Origin of the sequence: Nocardia colli (assembly GCF_008704205.1) — a bacterium.
GTDB classification, from domain to species: Bacteria; Actinomycetota; Actinomycetes; order Mycobacteriales; family Mycobacteriaceae; genus Nocardia; species Nocardia colli.
Map to the genome: position 1 here is coordinate 357873 of NZ_VXLC01000006.1, position 18809 is coordinate 376681.

21 protein-coding genes are annotated in these 18809 nt (G+C 67.6%); 10 read left to right on the forward strand and 11 right to left on the reverse strand.

The features are described 5' to 3' along the window. Position 1 precedes the first annotated feature (1 nt). The gene (locus F3087_RS18645; RefSeq protein WP_150403244.1) at positions 2-709 is read right to left on the reverse strand and encodes a respiratory nitrate reductase subunit gamma; all 708 of its coding nucleotides are present in this window, start codon (positions 707-709) and stop codon (positions 2-4) included. Between the two features lie 211 nt (positions 710-920). Between F3087_RS18645 and F3087_RS18650 the strand changes: the two genes are divergently transcribed. Then, on the forward strand, positions 921-2159 hold the full coding sequence (locus tag F3087_RS18650; protein ID WP_150403245.1) for an MFS transporter: 1239 nt from the start codon (positions 921-923) through the stop codon (positions 2157-2159). A gap of 3 nt (positions 2160-2162) precedes the next feature. On the opposite strand, the gene F3087_RS18655 is transcribed toward F3087_RS18650, so the two are convergent. The 4 genes from F3087_RS18655 to ectB form a co-directional block, all read right to left on the reverse strand. Beyond that, on the reverse strand, positions 2163-3182 hold the full coding sequence (locus F3087_RS18655) for a hypothetical protein (RefSeq protein ID WP_150403246.1): 1020 nt from the start codon (positions 3180-3182) through the stop codon (positions 2163-2165). After that, a complete protein-coding gene (locus F3087_RS18660) occupies positions 3169-4587 on the reverse strand; it encodes a hypothetical protein (RefSeq protein ID WP_150403247.1) in 1419 nt (472 codons plus the stop codon). The genes F3087_RS18655 and F3087_RS18660 overlap by 14 nt, the downstream gene beginning before the upstream one ends. Further along, complete coding sequence (locus F3087_RS18665) at positions 4584-4907, reverse strand: hypothetical protein (protein WP_150403248.1); 324 nt, start codon at positions 4905-4907, stop codon at positions 4584-4586. The genes F3087_RS18660 and F3087_RS18665 overlap by 4 nt, the downstream gene beginning before the upstream one ends. Before the next feature lie 154 nt (positions 4908-5061). Beyond that, positions 5062-6318, reverse strand: a complete 1257-nt coding sequence (gene ectB, locus F3087_RS18670) for a diaminobutyrate--2-oxoglutarate transaminase (RefSeq protein ID WP_150403249.1) — start codon at positions 6316-6318, stop codon at positions 5062-5064. Positions 6319-6448: 130 nt separating this feature from the next. Here ectB and F3087_RS46610 point away from each other — a divergent pair, with 130 nt between their 5' ends. From F3087_RS46610 to F3087_RS18685, 3 genes are read left to right on the forward strand one after another with little or no spacing between them, the layout of a single operon-like run. After that, positions 6449-7303 carry an ABC transporter permease gene (locus F3087_RS46610; RefSeq protein WP_150403250.1) on the forward strand — a complete coding sequence of 285 codons (855 nt, stop codon included), beginning with the start codon at positions 6449-6451 and terminating at the stop codon, positions 7301-7303. Then, on the forward strand, positions 7296-8123 hold the full coding sequence (locus F3087_RS18680) for an ABC transporter permease (RefSeq protein ID WP_150403251.1): 828 nt from the start codon (positions 7296-7298) through the stop codon (positions 8121-8123). Before F3087_RS46610 ends, F3087_RS18680 begins: the two co-directional genes overlap by 8 nt. Position 8124: 1 nt before the next feature. Beyond that, the gene (locus F3087_RS18685; RefSeq protein WP_150403252.1) at positions 8125-9114 is read left to right on the forward strand and encodes an ABC transporter ATP-binding protein; all 990 of its coding nucleotides are present in this window, start codon (positions 8125-8127) and stop codon (positions 9112-9114) included. Between the two features lie 32 nt (positions 9115-9146). Here F3087_RS18685 and F3087_RS18690 read toward each other — a convergent pair whose 3' ends face one another. Then, positions 9147-9851: a DUF4389 domain-containing protein gene (locus F3087_RS18690; RefSeq protein ID WP_150403253.1), complete on the reverse strand. Its 705-nt coding sequence runs from the start codon at positions 9849-9851 to the stop codon at positions 9147-9149. A gap of 134 nt (positions 9852-9985) precedes the next feature. On the opposite strand from F3087_RS18690, the gene F3087_RS18695 reads away from it, so the two are divergent. After that, complete coding sequence (locus F3087_RS18695) at positions 9986-10201, forward strand: class I SAM-dependent methyltransferase (RefSeq protein ID WP_223885179.1); 216 nt, start codon at positions 9986-9988, stop codon at positions 10199-10201. A gap of 111 nt (positions 10202-10312) precedes the next feature. Then, positions 10313-10471 (forward strand): hypothetical protein, encoded by a 159-nt coding sequence (locus F3087_RS45985; RefSeq protein WP_191094030.1) that lies wholly within the window; start codon positions 10313-10315, stop codon positions 10469-10471. Here the strand turns inward: F3087_RS45985 and F3087_RS18700 are convergent. Next, positions 10468-12525 carry a CocE/NonD family hydrolase gene (locus F3087_RS18700; protein WP_223885180.1) on the reverse strand — a complete coding sequence of 686 codons (2058 nt, stop codon included), beginning with the start codon at positions 12523-12525 and terminating at the stop codon, positions 10468-10470. The two genes, F3087_RS45985 and F3087_RS18700, sit on opposite strands and share 4 nt — an antisense overlap. Before the next feature lie 128 nt (positions 12526-12653). Here F3087_RS18700 and F3087_RS18705 point away from each other — a divergent pair, with 128 nt between their 5' ends. After that, on the forward strand, positions 12654-13316 hold the full coding sequence (locus F3087_RS18705; RefSeq protein WP_150403254.1) for a TetR/AcrR family transcriptional regulator: 663 nt from the start codon (positions 12654-12656) through the stop codon (positions 13314-13316). Here the strand turns inward: F3087_RS18705 and F3087_RS18710 are convergent. Next, complete coding sequence (locus F3087_RS18710) at positions 13313-13633, reverse strand: hypothetical protein (protein ID WP_150403255.1); 321 nt, start codon at positions 13631-13633, stop codon at positions 13313-13315. The genes F3087_RS18705 and F3087_RS18710 overlap by 4 nt on opposite strands. 395 nt (positions 13634-14028) lie before the next feature. On the opposite strand from F3087_RS18710, the gene F3087_RS18715 reads away from it, so the two are divergent. Then, complete coding sequence (locus F3087_RS18715) at positions 14029-14562, forward strand: DUF4254 domain-containing protein (protein ID WP_150403256.1); 534 nt, start codon at positions 14029-14031, stop codon at positions 14560-14562. Here F3087_RS18715 and F3087_RS18720 read toward each other — a convergent pair whose 3' ends face one another. From F3087_RS18720 to F3087_RS18730, 3 genes are read right to left on the reverse strand one after another with little or no spacing between them, the layout of a single operon-like run. Continuing rightward, positions 14563-14835, reverse strand: coding sequence for a hypothetical protein (locus F3087_RS18720; RefSeq protein ID WP_317983929.1), 273 nt, complete (start codon positions 14833-14835; stop codon positions 14563-14565). A gap of 42 nt (positions 14836-14877) precedes the next feature. Next, positions 14878-16026, reverse strand: coding sequence for a fatty acid desaturase family protein (locus tag F3087_RS18725; RefSeq protein WP_150403258.1), 1149 nt, complete (start codon positions 16024-16026; stop codon positions 14878-14880). Between the two features lie 20 nt (positions 16027-16046). Next, a complete protein-coding gene (locus tag F3087_RS18730; RefSeq protein WP_150403259.1) occupies positions 16047-17162 on the reverse strand; it encodes a ferredoxin reductase in 1116 nt (371 codons plus the stop codon). 205 nt (positions 17163-17367) lie between these two features. On the opposite strand from F3087_RS18730, the gene F3087_RS18735 reads away from it, so the two are divergent. Together F3087_RS18735 and F3087_RS18740 are read left to right on the forward strand one after the other, a co-directional pair. Continuing rightward, positions 17368-17988 (forward strand): TetR family transcriptional regulator, encoded by a 621-nt coding sequence (locus F3087_RS18735; protein WP_223885181.1) that lies wholly within the window; start codon positions 17368-17370, stop codon positions 17986-17988. 145 nt (positions 17989-18133) lie between these two features. Beyond that, a complete protein-coding gene (locus F3087_RS18740) occupies positions 18134-18793 on the forward strand; it encodes a CPBP family intramembrane glutamic endopeptidase (protein ID WP_150403261.1) in 660 nt (219 codons plus the stop codon). The last annotated feature ends 16 nt before the right edge of the window (positions 18794-18809 follow it).

Genomic DNA, 18809 nt, shown 5'->3' on the forward strand with positions numbered 1-18809 from the left:
CTCAGCTGCGCCGCGGGGCGGACAACTCCCGCTCGGGCTGTGCCGAGGAGGTGGGCTGCCAGCGCCGGGCCAGGCGGTAGAGCGGCTCGGCGATGAAGCTGGCGAGGCGGGTGTAGGGCCAGATCGCGATGAACAGCATCAGGACCAGGCCGCGCGTCTGGTAGATGATCGGGGCGTGTTCGATCGGCTCGGGGTTGGGGTGCAGGCTGAACAGCGAGCGGAACCAGGCGAACAGCGTTTCCGCGGTGCGGTATCCGTCGCCGGAGGAGTTCGGGTCGAACTTGATCGCCACCCAGGTCAGCAGGCCGGCCACCAGAATCGGGAAGGTGATGCGGTCCAGCGGGCTCACCGCGGAGCGGGCCGGACTGCCGATCATGTCCGGCACGAACAGCAGCACCGCGCCGATCGTCGCGGTCGTCAGGGCGCAGATCTCGATGACCGTGATGGTGCCGTAGATCCAGCCTTCCGGATGCGAATGCGGGCCCGACATGAGGAAATCGGTGATCCGGGCGACGAATACGCCGCTCAGTCCGATGCGGAACGCGCTCGCCCCGATCCGCTGCGCCCGATCGGTCTCCGGGATGGCGGTGTACCAGCCGAATCGATCGTGCCGATAACGCCACACGTGACCGACCAGGAATGAGAGAAACGCGCTGTAAGGCAGGATGATCCACAGCACCGACATCATCTGCCGACCCGCCTTCTCCATCGAACTGATAGAAATCGAAACTATCCGAGGTACGCATTACCTTCGCAGACACCCGGCGTTCAAACAAGTGCCGAACTACCCGTCTTATCCAGGGCACCTAATCGGCACCCATTCCGCTGAATTGTCAATCAATGCCATAAATCAAGGGACTGCGGCTGCCCCCGGCTCGGGCGGCTTGCCCCGGGCGGCGGGGCGGTGTTGGATCGCTGCGATGGTCACCAATCGGTTGTCGGCTCAGGTCGTGGTCGGCCCCGGGCTCGGGCGGGATTTCGAGCGGCTCTGGCGTGGGTTCGCGATCAGCTCGGTGGGCACCTTCCTCGCGCTGGACGCCTTCACGCTGATCGCGGTGCTGGTGCTGCACGTGGGCGCGTTGCAGGTGTCGTTGATGGCGGCCGCCGGTGGCGCGGTGGGTGCGGTGCTGGCGGTCCCGCTGGGCGCCTGGATCGAGTTCCGGCCCAAGCGGCAGTTGATGATTCGCGCCGATCTGCTGCGGTTCCTGGTGCTGCTGACCGTGCCGGTCGCGTACTTCGCCGGCGCGCTGAGTTATCCGCAGTTGCTCGTGGTCGCGATGGTGGTCGCGGTCGCGGACATCGTCTTCCTGGGCGCCGGCAGCGCGCATCTGAAAGGTCTTGTCCCCCAAGATCATCTGCTCGCGGCCAACGGGCGGTTCGAGACGGCCACGTGGGTCTCCACGGCGGTGGGGCCGCCGCTGGGCGGGGTGCTCATCGGCGTGCTGGGTCCGGTCGTCACCGTGGTGCTGAACGCGGTCAGTTTCGTGCTGTCCGCCTTGTGCGTTCGCTCGATCGAGGTGCCCGAGCCCGCCCCGCCGGTCCGGCCCGCCGCGCCGTCCCGGCTGGTCGAGATCACCCAGGGCTGGCGCACGATCGCCGCGAATCCGGTGCTGCGCGTGCTGCTGTGCAACACCGTGCTGGTGAATTCGCTGATCATGGCGACGGCTCCGGTGCTGGCCTATCTGATGCTGAACGACCTCGGTTTCGCGCCGTGGCAGTACGGGCTCGGCTTCGGCGTGCCCTGCCTCGGCGGGGTTGTCGGCGCCCGGCTGGCCCGGCCGCTGGTCCGCCGCTACGGGCAGCGGCGGATCCTGCTCGGGTTCGGCGTCGCGCGGGTGCCGTGGCTGCTCGGGCTGCCGCTCGTGCAGCCGGGCGCGAAGGGACTGCTGCTGGTGATGGCGGTCGAGATCGGGATGATCACCTGCATCAGCGTTTTCAACCCGGCGTTCAGTACCTATCGGCTGCTGCACACCGCGGACGACAAGGTCGCGCGCGTGCTCACCGCCTGGACCATCACCGCCCGCGTGGTCACCGCCGCGGCCACCGTCGCCTGGGGGGTGCTGGCCGGCCAGACCAGTGCGCGCACCGCGATCGCCGCTGGGGCGGCGCTGATGCTGGTCTCGGTCGTCCTGCTGCCGTGGCGCTCGGCCCGCGAATAACTCTCAGGCGGAGGCGATCGCGGTGATCAGGGTGCGCGCCGCGACGGTGCGGGTGGTGATGAGCTGGGTGAAGGTCTTGGGCTGCTCGCCCGGATACTGCTGGGTGAGCTGGACTTCCCAGTGCGCGAGCCCGTCGTCGCCGTCGCGGGTCCGGGTGATCTGCACGCAGTAGCGGGTGCCGACCGGGATCTGGTTGATGCCGCGCTGGATCTGCTCGGCGGGCGAGACGATGGCGTTGTCGGCGACCACCGCACGCGCCCGGTAGCCGGAACGTTCCACGTAGTAGGCGTATTCGAAGGCGAGGATGGCATCGGGTCCGTTGGCGGTGCCGCCGGGGTCGGTGCCGGACACCGCGTCGGGAGTGCGTTTCTGTTCGCAGCCCTGGGTCGCGATGGCCGAGGCCGGTGCGGGCGCGACTGTCGTTGGCGCGGCGGAGGTTCCGGCGGAATTCTTCGCCGGGGCGGTCGCGGGCGTCAGGCCGGTCACGGTGGCCGCGGTGGACGAGCTGTCTTTGCCGAATCCGTGCACTGCGGCGAGCAGGATCGAGACGACCGCGATCCCGATGCCGAGCACGATCAGGACCGCGAGGACCTTGTTGCCGCGCTGCGGATCCCGCCGCTTGGTCGGATGACGCAGCGGGACGCCCGGGTGGATGCCGGACCGGTTGATGATGGCGGGCGCCGGGGCGACGTTGTCCTCGTAGCCTTCGGCGTCGAACTCCGCGGCCCGCATCCGGCGCCGGTCGTGCTCGATCTGCGGTTCCAGCGGCGGCTCGGACATCCGCTGCGGTTCGAGCCATTCTTCCCAGTCCCCGGTGCGCCGCGGTCGATCCGGATCGGCGGGGATGAGCGGGTCCGACACGGCGACCTCCGGTTCTCGGCGACGCACCGGCGCGCGGCGACCGGGTGAGCGCCGCCGCTTCTTCGTCTTGCCGACGGGTGTGCGCAGCATGGGCAGCCCGGTGTCGAACGGATTACCCTGCCCCTCTGGCCGACTCGGAGAGTTCGGATCAGAGGGTGTCATCGTCGTAGTCGCCGAGAACTGGGGTCACCGCGACAGCGGCGGTCGGCACGGTGACACCGAGCTGACCGTCCTTGGGCTTGTGCTCCTGGTCCTCCGCGCGCGGCGGCGGTGGCATCGCCACTCCCCCATTGGTTCCCGGATGGGACTGCTGGTCCGGGCTGGCCGAGCGCGACGGGGTGTCCGCCGGGGCCTGCGCCTCGGGCGCGGGCGCCGGTGCGGGCTTGGATTCGGGGGGCGGCGCGGTCACCTGCGCCGACGGCGCGGACCCGCCCGTGGATCCGTGCTGCGCCGGCGGGATCACCGTGCCGGGGCCGGTGGGCTGCGACGGCGTGGACGGCCTTGCGCCCGCGCCGAAGTCGAACAGCTTCGGCGAGTTGCCGGAGTTGGTCGAGCCGTTCGACTGATCGCCGCCGGTGGTGCTGCCGGGGCGGATCGCCTCGGTCACCGCCTTGTCCGCGCCGGCCGCCACCGTGTCGATGGCGTGCGTGCCGACCTCGGCCACCTTGTCGATGATGTGCGTGCCGACGCCGGCGATCTTGTCGATGATGTTCGTGCCGATGTCGACGCCCGCGTTGATCGCGGCGGTGCCGACCTGCACGCCCGCGGAGATCAGCTGCTGCTGCAACTGGAGCTGGGCGGCCAGCGCCGGATCGACCGGCTGCCCGTTCGCACCGACGCCGGGGACCGTGGTGCCGGGGACGTATTGGCTCGGGCTCGTGGCGCCGGGATTGAATTGCGTTGTGCCGCCCGGGATGAACTGGCCGTTGCCCGGCTGCGCGGCGGTGACGCCGGACGGCTGGGTGACCGTCAGCGGACCCATCTGGTCGAGTCGCCTGCTGTGGTCGTCCATCTCGGTCTGCGCGGTGTTGACCGTGGTCAGGGCGTCCCGCAGGGCCTGGGTCGCGCGCGCGATCACCGCGTCGGTGTCCGGGGCCGCGGTGGCGTTGCCGAGGATCTCGCGCGCGTCGCGGCGGAAGTCGGCGATGATCTGGTCCACGGTCCGCGCGGCGCGGGCGCTGGTGGCGTGCGCGTCGCCGAGCACGCTGAGGTAAGCCGGTCCGCGATCGGAGATTTCGCCGATCTCGGTCTGTGTGGTGCGCAGCGCGGGCACCGCGGCGTCGGCGCCGCGGGAGGTCCAGGTCGACTCCAGCGCGTGCAGGCCGTCGCGGTGCGGGCCTTCCACCTCGGCGGCCTGCGTGGACGCGGACGACAGCGCGCTGGTCGCGGTCTGGTTCGGCACGCCGACGCCGGTGCCGAGGGTGGCGCGCAGCTGCAACAGCGGGCGCACCAGGGCGGCGACGATCGGCGGATCCACGTTCGGATCGAGGTAAGTCGTGGCGGGAGCGGCGGTCTCGGTGCGGGTCGGGGGCGCCGATCGCCTGCGTAGTCCGGAAAGGGTTCTCATGTCAGGGCCTCTCCGGTCTTGGTGATGACGCCCGCGGTCTCGGTATCGATACCCTGCATGTCGGTGCTGTAGCCGCGCAGGATTTCGCCGTAGGTGCCGACGAGTTGTCCCGCCGTGGACAGCGCCTGGGCGTGTTCGGACACCGCCGTGGTGAAGCGCGCCGCGAAATCCGCGCCGATCAAGCCGAGGTCGGCGGTCAGCCGGTCCTGATTCACCGCCCCGGAGGCGACCGCCGCGGCCGAGGCCAACTGTTGGGAGACCGCGTCCGCGATCGCGGTGTAAGCGGCCACCGCCGCCGGATCCAGCTTCAGCGTGTCCACCGTTCCCCTCCCGGGTTCCGAGTCTTTCGCTACCGCGACCTGATTCGAGACAAGCCTACTGCGCGACCAGGACACCCTGCGTCCGATCGTCGCGAGTCCGTGCCGCCTGAGTATGGCAATCATCGCGCGCAATGTCATGCGCTGGCGCTGGGAATCAGTGGCAGACCTCGGTCACGGCGTCGGCCAGTAGGCCCAGGCCGTGGCCGATTTCGGCATCGGTGATGGTCAGCGGCGGCATCAGTTTCACCACTTCGCCGACCGCGCCGGAGGTTTCCACCAGCAGGCCGCGGTCGAACGCGGACTGGCAGACCTTGCCGGCCAGCGAGGCATCGTCGAAGGCCAGGCCGTAAACCAGCCCGCGACCCCGGACCCGTGCGCCCGCGACGGTCGCGGCCAGTGCGGTCAGCTCCCGCTCGATCCGTGCGCCTTTGGCCAGCGTGGCGTGCTCGAGCCGCGCGTCGGACCAGTAGTGCTCCAGCGCGACCCGCGCGGTGACGAAGGCGGCGTTGTTGCCGCGGAAGGTGCCGTTGTGCTCGCCGGGGGTCCACTGGTCGAACTCGGGTTTGAAAACCACCAGCGCCATGGGCAATCCGTAGCCGCCGATGGACTTGGACAGGGTGACGATGTCCGGGCGGATGCCCGCGGCCTCGAAGGAGAAGAACGGACCGGTCCGGCCGCAGCCCATCTGCACGTCGTCGACGATCAACAGGATGCCGCGCGCCGCGCAGAGTTCGGCGAGTTCGCGCAGCCAGTCCGCGCGCGCCACATTGACGCCGCCCTCGCCCTGCACCGTCTCCACGATCACCGCGGCCGGCTTGTCCAGCCCGGAGGACGAATCGTCCAGCGCGCGCCGCATCCAGGCCAGCTCGTCGGGCGCGTCGAGGTATCCGTCGTAGGGCATCGGCGTGGTGTGCGGCAGCGGCACGCCCGCACCCGCACGCTTGGCCGCGTTGCCGGTGACCGACAGCGCGCCGAGCGACATCCCGTGGAAGGCGTTGGTGAAGTTCAGGATCGGTGCGCGCCCGGTCACCTTCCGCGCGAGTTTGAGCGCGGCCTCCACCGCGTTGGCCCCGGTCGGCCCGGGGAACTGCACCTTGTAGTCCAGTCCGCGCGGACCGAACACCGTGTCCCGCAGCGTTTCCAGCAGCCCGCGCTTGGCCACGGTCGACATGTCCAGCCCGTGCGTGATGCCGTCGCCGGCGATGTAGTCCAGCAGCGCCCGTTTCAGCACCGGATTGTTGTGGCCGTAGTTCAGCGCGCCCGCGCCGGCGAAGAAATCCAGGTACTCCCTGCCGTGCTCGTCGCGCAGCCAGGCGCCGCTCGCGGTGTCGAACACCGCGGGCCAGGACCGGCAGTAGCCGCGCACATTGGATTCGAGGGCCTCGAAAATGGTCATCCCGGCGGCGGTCATCGGCGATCCTTCTCACACAATCTGAAGTGACTGTGTTTCTAACACTGCCGCGAGCGCTATGAGGCACTTTTCCAAAAACCGCCGCCGGGGGTTCCGTGTGCCCTCCGGCAGAGATTAGGCTTGACTCTTTGTGCGCGGGAGAGCAAACGGGGAGGGGAGGCTCGTCGCGACCAGGCATTCGTGGCGCGCGTTCGCGGTATACGCGCAGTTGGTGCGCGCGGGTTTCCGCCGGCAGTCGCAATACAAGCTGGCCATGTTCGCCGGCCTGTTCACCAACTGCGTGTTCGGCTTCGTCCGGGCGGCGGTGATGCTCGCCGCGGTGCGGGCAACCGGCGATTTCGGCGGCTACAACGAGGGGTCCATCGGTGCGTATGTGTGGCTCTCGCAGGGCCTGCTCGGCGCGATGCAATTCATGGGACCGCCGCTGGACCTGGCCGATCGGGTGAAGAACGGCGACATCGCGATCGATTTCCTGCGCCCGGTCGACGTGCAGTTCGGTTACCTGGCCGGGGATCTCGGCCGGGCCGCGTGCACCATCCTGCCGCGCGGGGTGCCGAGCGTGCTGATCGGCGTGCTCACCTTCGGGCTCGTCCTGCCCGGCACTCCCCTGCCCTACCTGCTCGGCGCGGTGAGCGTGCTGCTCGCCGTGGCCATTTCGTTCCTCTGCCTGTTCGCCGTCGCGCTGATCGGTTTCTGGGTCGTCGAGACCCGCGGCCTGCGGGTGCTGTACCAAGTCGCCGGCACCTTCCTCGCCGGGCTTTTTGTGCCAGTGCACATGTTTCCCGGTTGGCTGCGCGCCATCGCCCAGGCGACGCCGTTCCCCTCGATCCTGCAATCGCCGATCGATGTGCTCTCCGGCCGGATCACCGGAACGGCCGCCGTGGGTGTGGTTGCCGTGCAGGTGTTCTGGGTGCTGGTGGTCGGCGGCATCGGCCGGGTACTGCTCGCGGCCGGGCGGCGCAAGCTGGAGGTGCAGGGTGGCTGAGCCGGGCCTCACGCGGGCCGGGACCTGGTTCACCCCGTACGCGGCGGTGTTGCGCTCGCGCATCCGTGCCCAGCAGGCTTACCGATTGTCCTTCGTCAGTGAGGTTTTCAGCGCGTTCCTGATCGGCCTGGTCGAGTTCGCCGAGGTGTGGGTGATCTTCCACAACGTCCGGGTGCTCGGCGGCCTGGATCTGAACGCCGCGCTGCTGCTGTTCGGCTTCGGGCAGTCGACCTTCGCGCTGGCGCAGGTGCTGTTCGGCCATCTGGACACGCTGCCGACGCTGATCCGGATGGGCCAGCTCGACGCGTATCACCTACGGCCGCAACCACTGCTGCTCCAGCTGATCACCAGCGACATCTCGCTGCGCCGCTTCGCCCGCGCGGCCGTCGCGCTGGTGGTGCTCGGTTTCGGGTTCCTGCGCAACGACATCGACTGGAACGCGGCCGCCTTCGGACTGGTGCTGCTCACCCTGATCGGCGGAATCGCCTTGTTCGGCGGCATTTTCGTGTGCGCGGCCGGATTGCAGTTCTATCTGATCGACGGCGCGGAGCTCACCAACAGCTTCACCTACGGCGGCTCGTTCGCCGCGGTGCAACCGGCCACGGTGTTTCCGGCGCCGCTGAAGCTGTTGTTCGGCTTCGCCATTCCGGTCTGCTTCACCGCGTATCTGCCGACCATCGCGCTGCTGGGGCTGCCAGGTCCGGCGCTGCTGCCCGCGTGGCTGGCCTGGCTGACCCCGCTGGCGGTGCTCTGGGTGTGGCTGCTCGCGTTGAGTTTCTGGCGGTTCGGTACTCGGCACTATCAAGGAGGGGGCGGATAACGTGGCAGCATCCGGCTCGGCGGACGCGATCATCGACATCGAAGACCTGACCCGGCAATTCACCCTGTCCCGCAAGATCGGCAGGCAGTGGCGGCGGCACCGCGAGACGCTGACCGCGGTGGACCGGATGTCCTTCCGGATCGAACGCGGCACGGCGGTCGGCTATATCGGCGCGAACGGCGCGGGCAAGTCGACCACGATCAAGATGCTCACCGGCATCCTGGTGCCGACCTCGGGCAGCGTGCGCACCTGCGGGCTGGAACCGGTCCGGCAGCGGCGCGAGCTGGCCGCGCGGATCGGCGTGGTGTTCGGGCAGCGTTCCCAGCTGTGGTGGGATCTGCCGCTGCGCGAGTCGTTTTCGATCCTCGCCGCCATCCACCGGCTGGAACCGGACGTCGCGCGCAAACGCAAGCACGAGCTGATCGAGCAGCTGGAGATGGCCGATACCATGGACACCCCGGTGCGCCAGCTCTCGCTCGGCCAGCGCATGCGCGCGGAAGTCGCTGCGGCGCTGCTGCATTCACCCGAACTGGTGATCCTCGACGAACCGACCATCGGCCTGGACGTGCTGTCGAAACAACGGTTGCGCGAATTCCTGCGCGCCGAACGCGCGGACCGCGGCACCACGCTGCTGCTCACCACGCACGACATGGGCGACATCGAAAGGCTGTGCGGCCGGGTGCTCGTGGTGGATCACGGCCGGCTGGTCTACGACGGGTCGCTGACCGGCCTGGCGGCCACGGTGGGCGCGCGGCGGGTGCTGGTGGTCGACCTGGCCGAGCCGGCCGCCGATATCGACGACCTGCCCTGTGCGCGGCTACTGAGCTCCGAGGCAGGCGGGATGCGGCAGCGACTGGCCTTCGATCCGGAAAAGACCACGGCCGCACAGCTGCTCGCGCTGGTCTCCGATCGGGCCGAGGTGCGCGATCTGTCCATCGAGGAGCCGGAGATCGAGGACGTGGTCCGCCGGATATACGAATCCGCCCGCTGAGCCAGCGGGCGGATTCGGTGTTGCGGTGTAACTCAACGGGTTTCGAGCTCGCGGGCACCCTGGTCGAGCCGGAACGGCGGGTACTCGTCGCGCATCAGCGTGGCGTAGGCCTGCACCCTGATGGTCCACCGGCTGATGCCCATGACGAAGTCGTACACGCCCTGCGGATACCGCGCGGTGAACAGCAACCCGATCAGCGCGACCACCAGCAGGATGCTGATCAGCGGAATGCTGCCCGCACCGGACCAGCTGTCGTCGTCGTACATGTAGAACGTCATGCCGCCGCTCATCGCCGCGCCGAGGATGAGGTAGTGCGGAATGGCGAGCAGCCACCACTTCACCAGCACCAGACCGCGATGCAGCCGCTCCGGATAGTCGACCTCGAGATCGGCCGGGTAGTCCGCGTTCGGTTGCAGGCTGAACGGCGGGTATTTGTCGGTGCCGAGCACGCCGAGCGCATAGAACTCGACCCGCCAGGTCCAGCGCATCACCCCGACATTGAAGTCGAACATCGCCCGCGGATATTTACCGGTGAACAGAATCACGAAGAACGCGACCACCGTGAGGACGAAATAGGCGATGTGCAGAAAGATCAGCACAATGTAATGCGGAATGGCCAGCAGCCACTTGACCAGCCACATCCACCGCGACAACGCGGGATCCAGATCGCCTCGGACACGAACGGGATTGACCGGATAAGCCAGTTTCGCAGTGCTGACAGGGTTTTCGGGTTCCATGATCGACGCTCCTTTCGGGTGCCTTTCGATCCACGCCACAAACCAGGTGCGGAATATAGGTGATTCTCGCGTATTCGGCGGTCGCGGACGCCACGATCGGGTACCGACACGCCAACGAATAGGGATGCAGGAGAATGGCGTGTCACAAACTCAGCCGTAATCGCCCGGTAGGCTCGGTCGCAGCTTGTAAGGGGACACACGGCCGGATCCGGCTATTGGTCGCCGCCCGATCGCGATTCGCCGAGGACGCGCTGGCCGAGGCGGTCGCCGCGAGGACCAGGCAGGCGATCATTCTCGGTGCCGGGCCCTCGGCGCAACGGATTTCGAGCCGGCCGAGCCCGCGTTCGTGATCTGGCTCGGCGTCACCGTCTACCTCACCCGCGCTGCCATCGGTTCGCCCCTGGGCTACCTCGGCACCCTCGCCGCGGGCAGCCAGCTGGTGCTCGACTACGCCCGAACCGGTGATCCCCTCCACGCCGGAGGAACACGCCGCCGCGGAGTTCCGCAAGCAGCGCCTGTCCCAGATCAACGAACGCCGGCTCAGCTTCTTCGCCCCGCAGGACCTCGCCGCCGAACTGCGCCCCGGCCCGCACCTGCTGCGGGCCGTCGTGCGCGGTTAACCCAGCGGCCGGCTCAGCGGCACGTTCACGAAGCTCGGCGCCGAGGGGTCGAGCAGCAGGTGTTGCGGCGCAACCGAGTTCAGGATGCCGCCGTCGAACAGCAGCGGCGGCGGCAGGAACCCGCGCGGGAAGTTGCTCGCGAACACGTTGACCCGCAACCGATGTCCCGGCTGGAGCACGGCGTCGACCGGATTGACGCCGACGTCGAGGACAGTGGGCTGGCCGGGCACCAGGGTCTGGCGGTCGGCGAGGGTCAGCTTGTACACGGTGTGCGTGTAGTCGCCGTCGGCGTCCTTGGTGCTCTTCTCCTCGTCCACCGCGCGCAGCGAGGCGGCGAGCTGTCCGCTGGCCAGCACGGTCGACTGTCCGTTCGGCGCAACGTCATTCACGGTGACCGCCCAGTAGCCCTCGATGTTGTCGTACATCGTGTTGAGGTGCACGTTGATCGGGCCGGACAGCACGGTGGGTTCGGCCACCGGCGCACCGGTGAAGGTGAGGCCGCCGAGCTCGTGGATGCGATCGTCGCGGCCGCAGAAATTGAGCAGGCTGATCGCGCCCGCCGACTCGACCGCCGCGTCGCGGGAGCACAGTGAGGTGAGCCCGTTGACCGGCGAGACGGTCAATTGTGCTGCGGCATCCGGTGTTTGCGCGCTGAGCGAACCGTCGTAGACGCTGGTCGCGGTGCCGCTGATGGTGGGCGACAGATACATCCGCTGGTATTCCATGTCCGGACGCTGGAACGACGACGCGGTGGTCCAGCCGCCGCCCTGCTGCCACAGCACCACCGGGCCGTACTGGTCGATGCCGTTGTCGATGCCCTTGAGCCACTTGTCGTACCAGGCCTTCTGGAGCACGTCCAGGCGCGGCGGCTTGCCGGGATCACCGAGACCGGACCCGGGATTGAAGTGGTAGGTGTCGCCCATGATGAGCTTCTTGCGCTCGGGCGGCAGCGGAATATCGGAGAACGAGCGCGCACTCGACGAGGCGAAGATGTCCTGCCAGCCGCCGTAGGCGAAGGTCGGCACCTGGATCCGTTCCGGATGGCTGTCGGTGAACGCCGAGCGCAGCGAGCTGCCGGGCAGCAACTGGTCCTTCAACGGCTGCGGCACCGAATCCACGTTGAGCGACAGGGCCATCAGGATGTAATCGAAGAATTCCAGCGGCGTGGCCACCCGGTCCAGCAGCCATTGGTAATCCAGGTGGCCGAGTGCGATGCCGACCGGGTCCGGGAAATTCGAGATCAGGTCGACCGCCGCGATATACAGCGGGGCGAACAATCCGAGTCCACCGCCGGGGAAGGCGACATCGGTGAGCGGGTCGGTGCTGCCCTCGATCGGGAAGATCGCCTTGAGCGCGGGCGGATTCTGCTCGGCCGCCTTGAATTGATTGATGCCGGAGTAGGAGATGCCGGACATGCCGATATTGCCGTCCGACCACGCCTGCTTGCTCGCCCAGTCGATCAGTTCCAGGGTGTCCTGATTCTCCCGGCTCTGGAAGAACTGCCAGGCGCCCTGCGAGTACCCGGTGCCGCGCACGTCGGCGACGATGTAGGTGTAGCCCTGCTGCACCAGCTTGCGGTCCGCGCCGAACGCGCGCGGCGCGCCGCCGGCCAGCGCCTTGGTCAGATCGGTGATCGAGTCGAACGGCGTGCCGCCGAAGTCGAACCGGTTGACCAGCTGGATCAGCGCGTCGGACAGGACCGGGATGTTGAGCGCGATGTCCGCGATCAGCGACGCGAACTTCGTGTACGGAGTCAGGTTGACGATCGTGGGCAGCGGTTCGTCCACGATCCGGCCCGCGGCGTCGACCGGCCGGTAGATGTTGGCCTTGAGCACCGTTCCGTCGCTCATGGCGATCGGCACATCGAAGTCGATATGCACCGGTCCGGGGTATTTCGCCGGGGCGTCGTAGGCGGCGGTCCACTGCCGGCCCAGATCACCGCCGTCCGGTGGCGACTCGGCGGTGGCGGTGCTCGGCACCACCCAGAGTGCGGTCATCGTGGTCGCGATCGCCATGATCCCGACCCGGCTCAACGCGCGGCGAACTGTCCTCATCGACCTCGACCCCTTGCTACCTACTTAGAAACACTGGCGTACCCATGCTGGATGTGAGAGTAACGGGGACCACACTGAATGGGCAAGTATGACCGCGATCACGCTCGGCGAGCGACTATTGTCAGGAGATGGGATTAGAAGCCGGCGTCGACCGCGGCCGTCTGCCACGCGGTACACATGGCATGACGCCGGAGGCGGTGGCCCATTCGCAGCGCATGCGGATGTTCCTGGGGGTACTGGAGGCGGTGGCCGAAAGAGGTTACGGCGAAACAACTGTCGGCGATATCGTGGCCCGCGCGAACGTCTCGCGGCGCACCTTCTACCAGCTGTTCCGCGGCCGCGACGACTGCTTCGCCGAGGCCTTCGAGGCGGCGGTCGAACTCGTGCTCGGCGAACTCGACAGCAGCGTGCGGGCCACCCCGCGGGCGGAATGGCGCGCACTCATCCGCACCACGCTGGAGACCTATCTGCAGGTGCTGGCCGACAACGGGATCTACGCCCGCGCGTTGCACATCGAATGCCTGGTCGCCGGGCCGATCGTGGCCCAGCAACGCCGGCAGATGAAAACGCTGCTGGCACACCGGATGCGCGCGGCCTTCCGGATCGGGCGCAGCGAGGGCGATATCCCGGTCGACATTCCCACCGACATCTTCGACGCACTCATCGGCGCGGTCGACGATCGCATTCGCGATTGCCTGGAAGGCCCTGGCGCGCAAGCACTGCCGTCGCTCGGTGCACACCTGTACCAGATCACCATGGCGCTGTTCGGCGTGCCGGAATGGGACGCCTAGCCCGGACCGGTCCCCTGCGACGAATACAGGCTCACTTCGCCGTCCTCACTGAGGAATGCGTTGACCAGCATGATGCCCTGGGCCTCGAGTTCATCGGACTCCGGCGCCTCGGTGGTGATCGAAATCTGGGGTATGACCGCCCAATTCACCACATAACGTTCCGGTGGCCCGTCGTCGTCGGACAGCCGGGCGAGGCGGAAGACCGATACGGTCTTGCGAACGATGAGCGTGCGCACGACCTCTCCGATTCGCTCGGGGTCTTCCAGCGCGAACATGAACCCGAATGTGAGTTCGGGTGATGACACGTAGGCGGGCACGAACACCGAGGCTAGCCGATCGAACGACGCCGCGCAGCCGCCGCGCCGATCCGATAGCTGCTCGTGCGCCCGCACTCGCCCGCCGGTAATACCGACGGTGCACTCGCGTGACCTCGCCGTAACGGTGCATAACGATTTACCAGCGGGTTTCAGATTTGTACACCATACTATTGCGTCGATTCGGTAGCCGCGCTTTCCTGAAAGAGTCCCGATTTCTCGGGGCGTCTTCCTCATCGCATCGTCGCGGATTTCCCGGTAACTTTGCCGTGCTGGTGGACTATGGGGGGTGGCGTCCGAGTGCGGGGCTGCGCCGGAGCCGAGGGGTGCCCCTCCCCGAAATCCCCCTCGGCCCTGGCGCATCCAGAATGGGATCGTTACCGCAGGGGTGTACGCACATGCCGACCGAATACGCACGCGTCCGTAACGGAACCGAAGAGTTACCCCCGCCTGCCGAACTATTGCGCGCCTTCCGCGAACCCGACGACCCGAAACGGCATCGGCACAGCGTGCTCAGCGCCGCGCGGCAACTCGTCGAATGTCACGAACGCAGGAGCACGGCGATCGAGGCCGCGCACACACCGGACGCACCGGCGGGGCGGGTCGTGGCGTGCAGCATGCTGGTCGAGGACATCGACGGCGATCGGGCCGAGCTGGTCGGGCGCATCGACGCCTGGGTGGCCGACAACGTCGAACACCGCGGCGGCGCCTCGTTGCATACCGAGACGCTCGGCGCGGTGATCGATCGACTGGCGGCGAAATGGATTGCGGCACAACGAGCTCTACGCAGGACACCGCAGCAGCGAACGCTCCCGGTGCAGGTGGACGGGGAAGCCCACCTGCAGTGGTGCAGGCTCGCCGAACTGACCGACGGGTATCGGGATCTGATCACCGATGTCACCGAGCACCGGCGCCGGCTGCCGGTGTGGTGATCAGCGGGTCTCGTCGACTCCGGGCTCGACCACCTCGGCGTCGACGAACGGCGCCTCGGTGCTGATCGTCGGCTTCGGGGCCGGCTCGAGATCATCGTCGAGATCGAGATCCAGGTCGCGCCCGGCCTCGGCATCGCGCCGGGCGGCCTCGGCGGCCTCTTTCATCTCGATCGCGTCGGTGAACCACTCACCGATCTCCTTGGTGACCTCCGCGACGGTGCCCGCGATGATGCCGGCGATATTGCCGACATGCTTGGCGCCCGAGGATGTCAATTCTTGAATGAGGTCTTTGTTGCTTTCGAATTTCCCGATCATTCACACGCCCACTTCGCTTGCCTTTCGCTGACGCATCACGATAACACCGGGCGACGGATCGCTCTTGACCAAGCTCGGCGGCAGCGCGAGCTTGCAAATCTTCAGCCACACCGAGCCGATCTGCTTGCTGAACGAGCCGGTGTTGTACGGCAATCCGTACTTTTCACACAATGCGCGGACCTCCGGCGCGATCTCCGGATAACGCGCGGCCGGGATGTCCGGGAACAGGTGGTGTTCGATCTGGTGCGACAAATTGCCGGACATGATGTGGAACAGCTTGCTGCCGGTGATGTTGGCCGAGCCGAGCATCTGCCGGATGTACCACTCGCCGCGGGTCTCGTTCTCGGTCTCCGCTTCGGTGAACGTCTGTACGCCGGTGGGGAAGTGACCGCAGAAGATGATCGAGTAGGCCCACACGTTGCGGACCAGGTTCGCGGTCACATTGCCGGCCAGCGTGCTGAAGAACAGCGGGCCGGTCAGCGCGGGGAACACGACGTAGTCCTTGAGCGCCTGCTTGCCCGCCTTCTTGACCTGACCGAGCACGGTGCGCTTGATCTCGGCCCAGGATCGCTTGCCGCGCACGACATTCTCGATCTCCAGGTCGTGCGCCATCACGCCCCACTCGAACAGCATCATCAGCGCGAAGGCGTACAGCGGCTGGCCGAGCCGCAGGACGTTCCAGGACTGGCTCTCGTCCATCCGCAGGATGGAGTAGCCGATGTCGCGGTCCTTGTTGTGGATGTTGGTGAAGGTGTGGTGGATGTAGTTGTGCGAGTGCTTCCACTGATCCGCCGGGCAGACCGTATCCCATTCGAAGACCCGGGAATTCAGGCCGGGCTCACGCATCCAGTCGTACTGGCCGTGCATGACGTTGTGGCCGATCTCCATGTTGTCCAGGATCTTCGACACACTCAGTGCGGCGACCGCGGCCAGCCAGACCGGCGGCAGGAAGCCGAGATACATCAGGCCGCGGCCGGCGATCTCGAAACCGCGCTGCGCCTTGATGATCGAGTAGAGGTATTCGCGATCGCGATCGCCGAGGTCGGCGACGGTCCTGGCGCGGAGCTCGTCGAGCGCCTTGCCGAGTTCTTCGATCTGGTCCGGGCTCAGTACCAGCGGGCCGTCTTTGGTTTCGGTGAGGATTGTCATGTCGAGGAATCCTTTGTTCGTCAGATGTCGATGTCGACGTCGCCCACGGGGGCGTTGATGCAGAGCTGGATGGGCTGATCCGGGTCACTGTCGGTCTCGCCGGTGCGCAGGTTGCGGGTGCAACCGGTGCGGCGAACCGCGGTGCAGGAGAAGCAGATTCCCATCCGGCAGCCGAATTCCGGGCTGAGGCCCGCGGCCTCGGCCTGTTCCAGCAGGGGCGCGCCGTCGTTGTCCGCGGCGATGCCGCTGGCCGAGAAGTTCACCGTGCCGAAGACGTCATCGGCGTTGACCGGCGTGAGCGAGAGGGTGAATTCCTCGGTGTGCAGCCGATCGTCGAGCTGTTCGGCCTCGTAGATCTTGCGCACCGCGTCCATCAGCGGCTGCGGGCCGCAGACGTAGGTGTGCGCGTCGGCGAACCACGGCGCCACCCGCTCCAGCTCGTCGTAGTCGAAATACCCGCTGGACTGCGCGGGCGCCACGTCGACCCACGGGGCGCTCGCGTCGATCCGGGTGCTGTCGGAGCGCCACGGATGCCGCAGTTCGATGCGGAAGTTCTGGTGCCGCTCGGCGATCGCGTCGAGTTCCGCACGGTGCGGAACCACCTCGGGCGATTTCGCGTAGTGCAGGAAGACGACCTCACCCGGGTAACCCTCGTCGGCCAGGGTGCGCAGCATCGACAGCACCGGCGTGATGCCGCTGCCGCCGCTGATCAGCAGCACCCGGTCCGGGCGCAGGTCGGGCAGCTTGAACACGCCCGCGGCCGGTTCCAGATCGACCACCAGGCCCGGCGCGGCGTTGCGCGCGAGGTACTGCGAGACCAGGCCGTCGGGGTGCGCCTTGACGGTGAGCTGGATGTGCCTGCTCCGCCCGGCCGCCGGATTGACCGGCGAATAGCAGCGGGCGTGGCGGACACCGTTGATCACCACGCCGATCTGGACGTACTGCCCGGCGGCGTGGCCTTTCCATTGCCGGGTCGGGCGCAGGGTGAGCGTCACCGAACCGGGGACCGAGCGGTCCACGTGGATGACCTCGGCGCGCATCTCCCGCGCGGTGAGCGTGGGGCGCACGAGTTCCAGGTACCGGTCCAGCGGGTGCGGCGAGGTCAGGGTCTGCACCAGGTTGATGAGATCCACCATTCGTTCTCCGTGCCTCGTGTCGGGTGCCTCTGGTCGAGGGCTGGTCGACTGATCAGGGCCGCGACGTTGCGTTCCAATTTCAGTGTACGTCTGTACACTCAACTAGTGTGACCGATGACCGGGGTCCGGTGTCAACCGGCAAAACATGTGACACGAACAACATCTTGGGATTAATGGAATGGTGAACGGATGTATGCTCACCGTGATGAGCGAGCAGGCAGCAACTCGAGGCGAGCGCAAGGAGCGCACGCGACAGGCCCTACTGGACGGCACCCTGGCGCTGGCCGCCGACCGTGGGTTCGCCGCGCTGAGCCTGCGCGAGATCGCCCGTAGCGCAGGCATTGTGCCGACCGCCTTCTATCGGCACTTCGCGTCGCTGGATGACCTCGGCGCGCAACTGGTCGACGACGGCATCACCGCATTGCGCCTGGCGCTGCGCGAGGTGCGCCGCAAGCCCGACGCGAGCCTGTCCGACACGGTGCGCTTCGTATTCGCCCAGGTCGAACCGAAACGTGAACTCTTCGGCTTCCTCACTCGCGAACGCCACGGCGGTTCCGCCACCCTGCGCAAATCCATCGCGCTGGAACTCCAGCTGATCGTCCGCGAACTCGTCGCCGACCTCTCCCGCATCTCCGCGCTCGACTCCTGGTCCCCCGCGGACCTGGAGATCGCCGCCGACCTGCTGGTCTCGACCGTCACCGACGGCATCGTCGCCTACATCTCCGCCCTGCCGCGCGAACAGGACAACATCATCGACCGCACCGTGCAGCAGATGCGCTTGATCTCGCTGGGCATGGGCGCCTGGTGGCCGCCGAAGGAACGCTGATCCTCAGCGAGCCTCGGGGTCGAGGGCCAGGACTGAGCGGCCGCCGTCCACGGGGAGCACTGGACCCGATGCTGGACACCGGGCGCGAGGGACGCGGCCCGCTGCTCGCCGGGCGACGGACCGTCGGCGGCACTAGGCTGAGCTGGTGCGGATTCGGCGGTGGCGGCGGGCGTATCTGACCGCGGAGTACGCGGCGTTGTTCTTCGGGGGCGCAACGGTTTACCACCGGTATATGCGTGGCACGAGTCCGATTCCGGCGCTGGTGGTGTCGGCCGCGCTCGCGGCGAGTTATCTGCGGCGATCGCCGGATTTCGATCGGGGGGCGCTGTGGCGGCCGCAGGCGCTGCCCGGGCAGACTCGGTCGATGGCGAGGCTGGCGGGATCGAGTGCGCTCGCGCTGACCGCGGCGGTGGCGCTGCTGCGGCGCAGGAGCCTCTTCGACCTGCCGCGCGAGAATCCGGCCATCTGGCTGGCGGTGATGGTGCTGTATCCAGTGCTGAGCGTGTATCCGCAGGAGTTGATCTTCCGGTCGTTCCTGTTCCACCGGTACGCGCCGGCCTTCGGTGACGGCACCGGGATCGTGGTCGCGAGTGCGGCGGCCTTCGCCTACGTGCACATCGTGTTCGGCAGTTGGATCTCGGTGGTGCTGAGCGGGCTCGGCGGCGCGATCTTCGCGGTCCGGTACCAGCAGACGCAGTCGCTGTTCACCGCGTCGGTCGAGCATTCGATCTACGGGATCCTGGTGTTCACCGTCGGCCTGGGCACGTACTTCTATCACGGCACTGAAGCCCTGCCGAACAGGTGATGTCGAGAAGGCGACT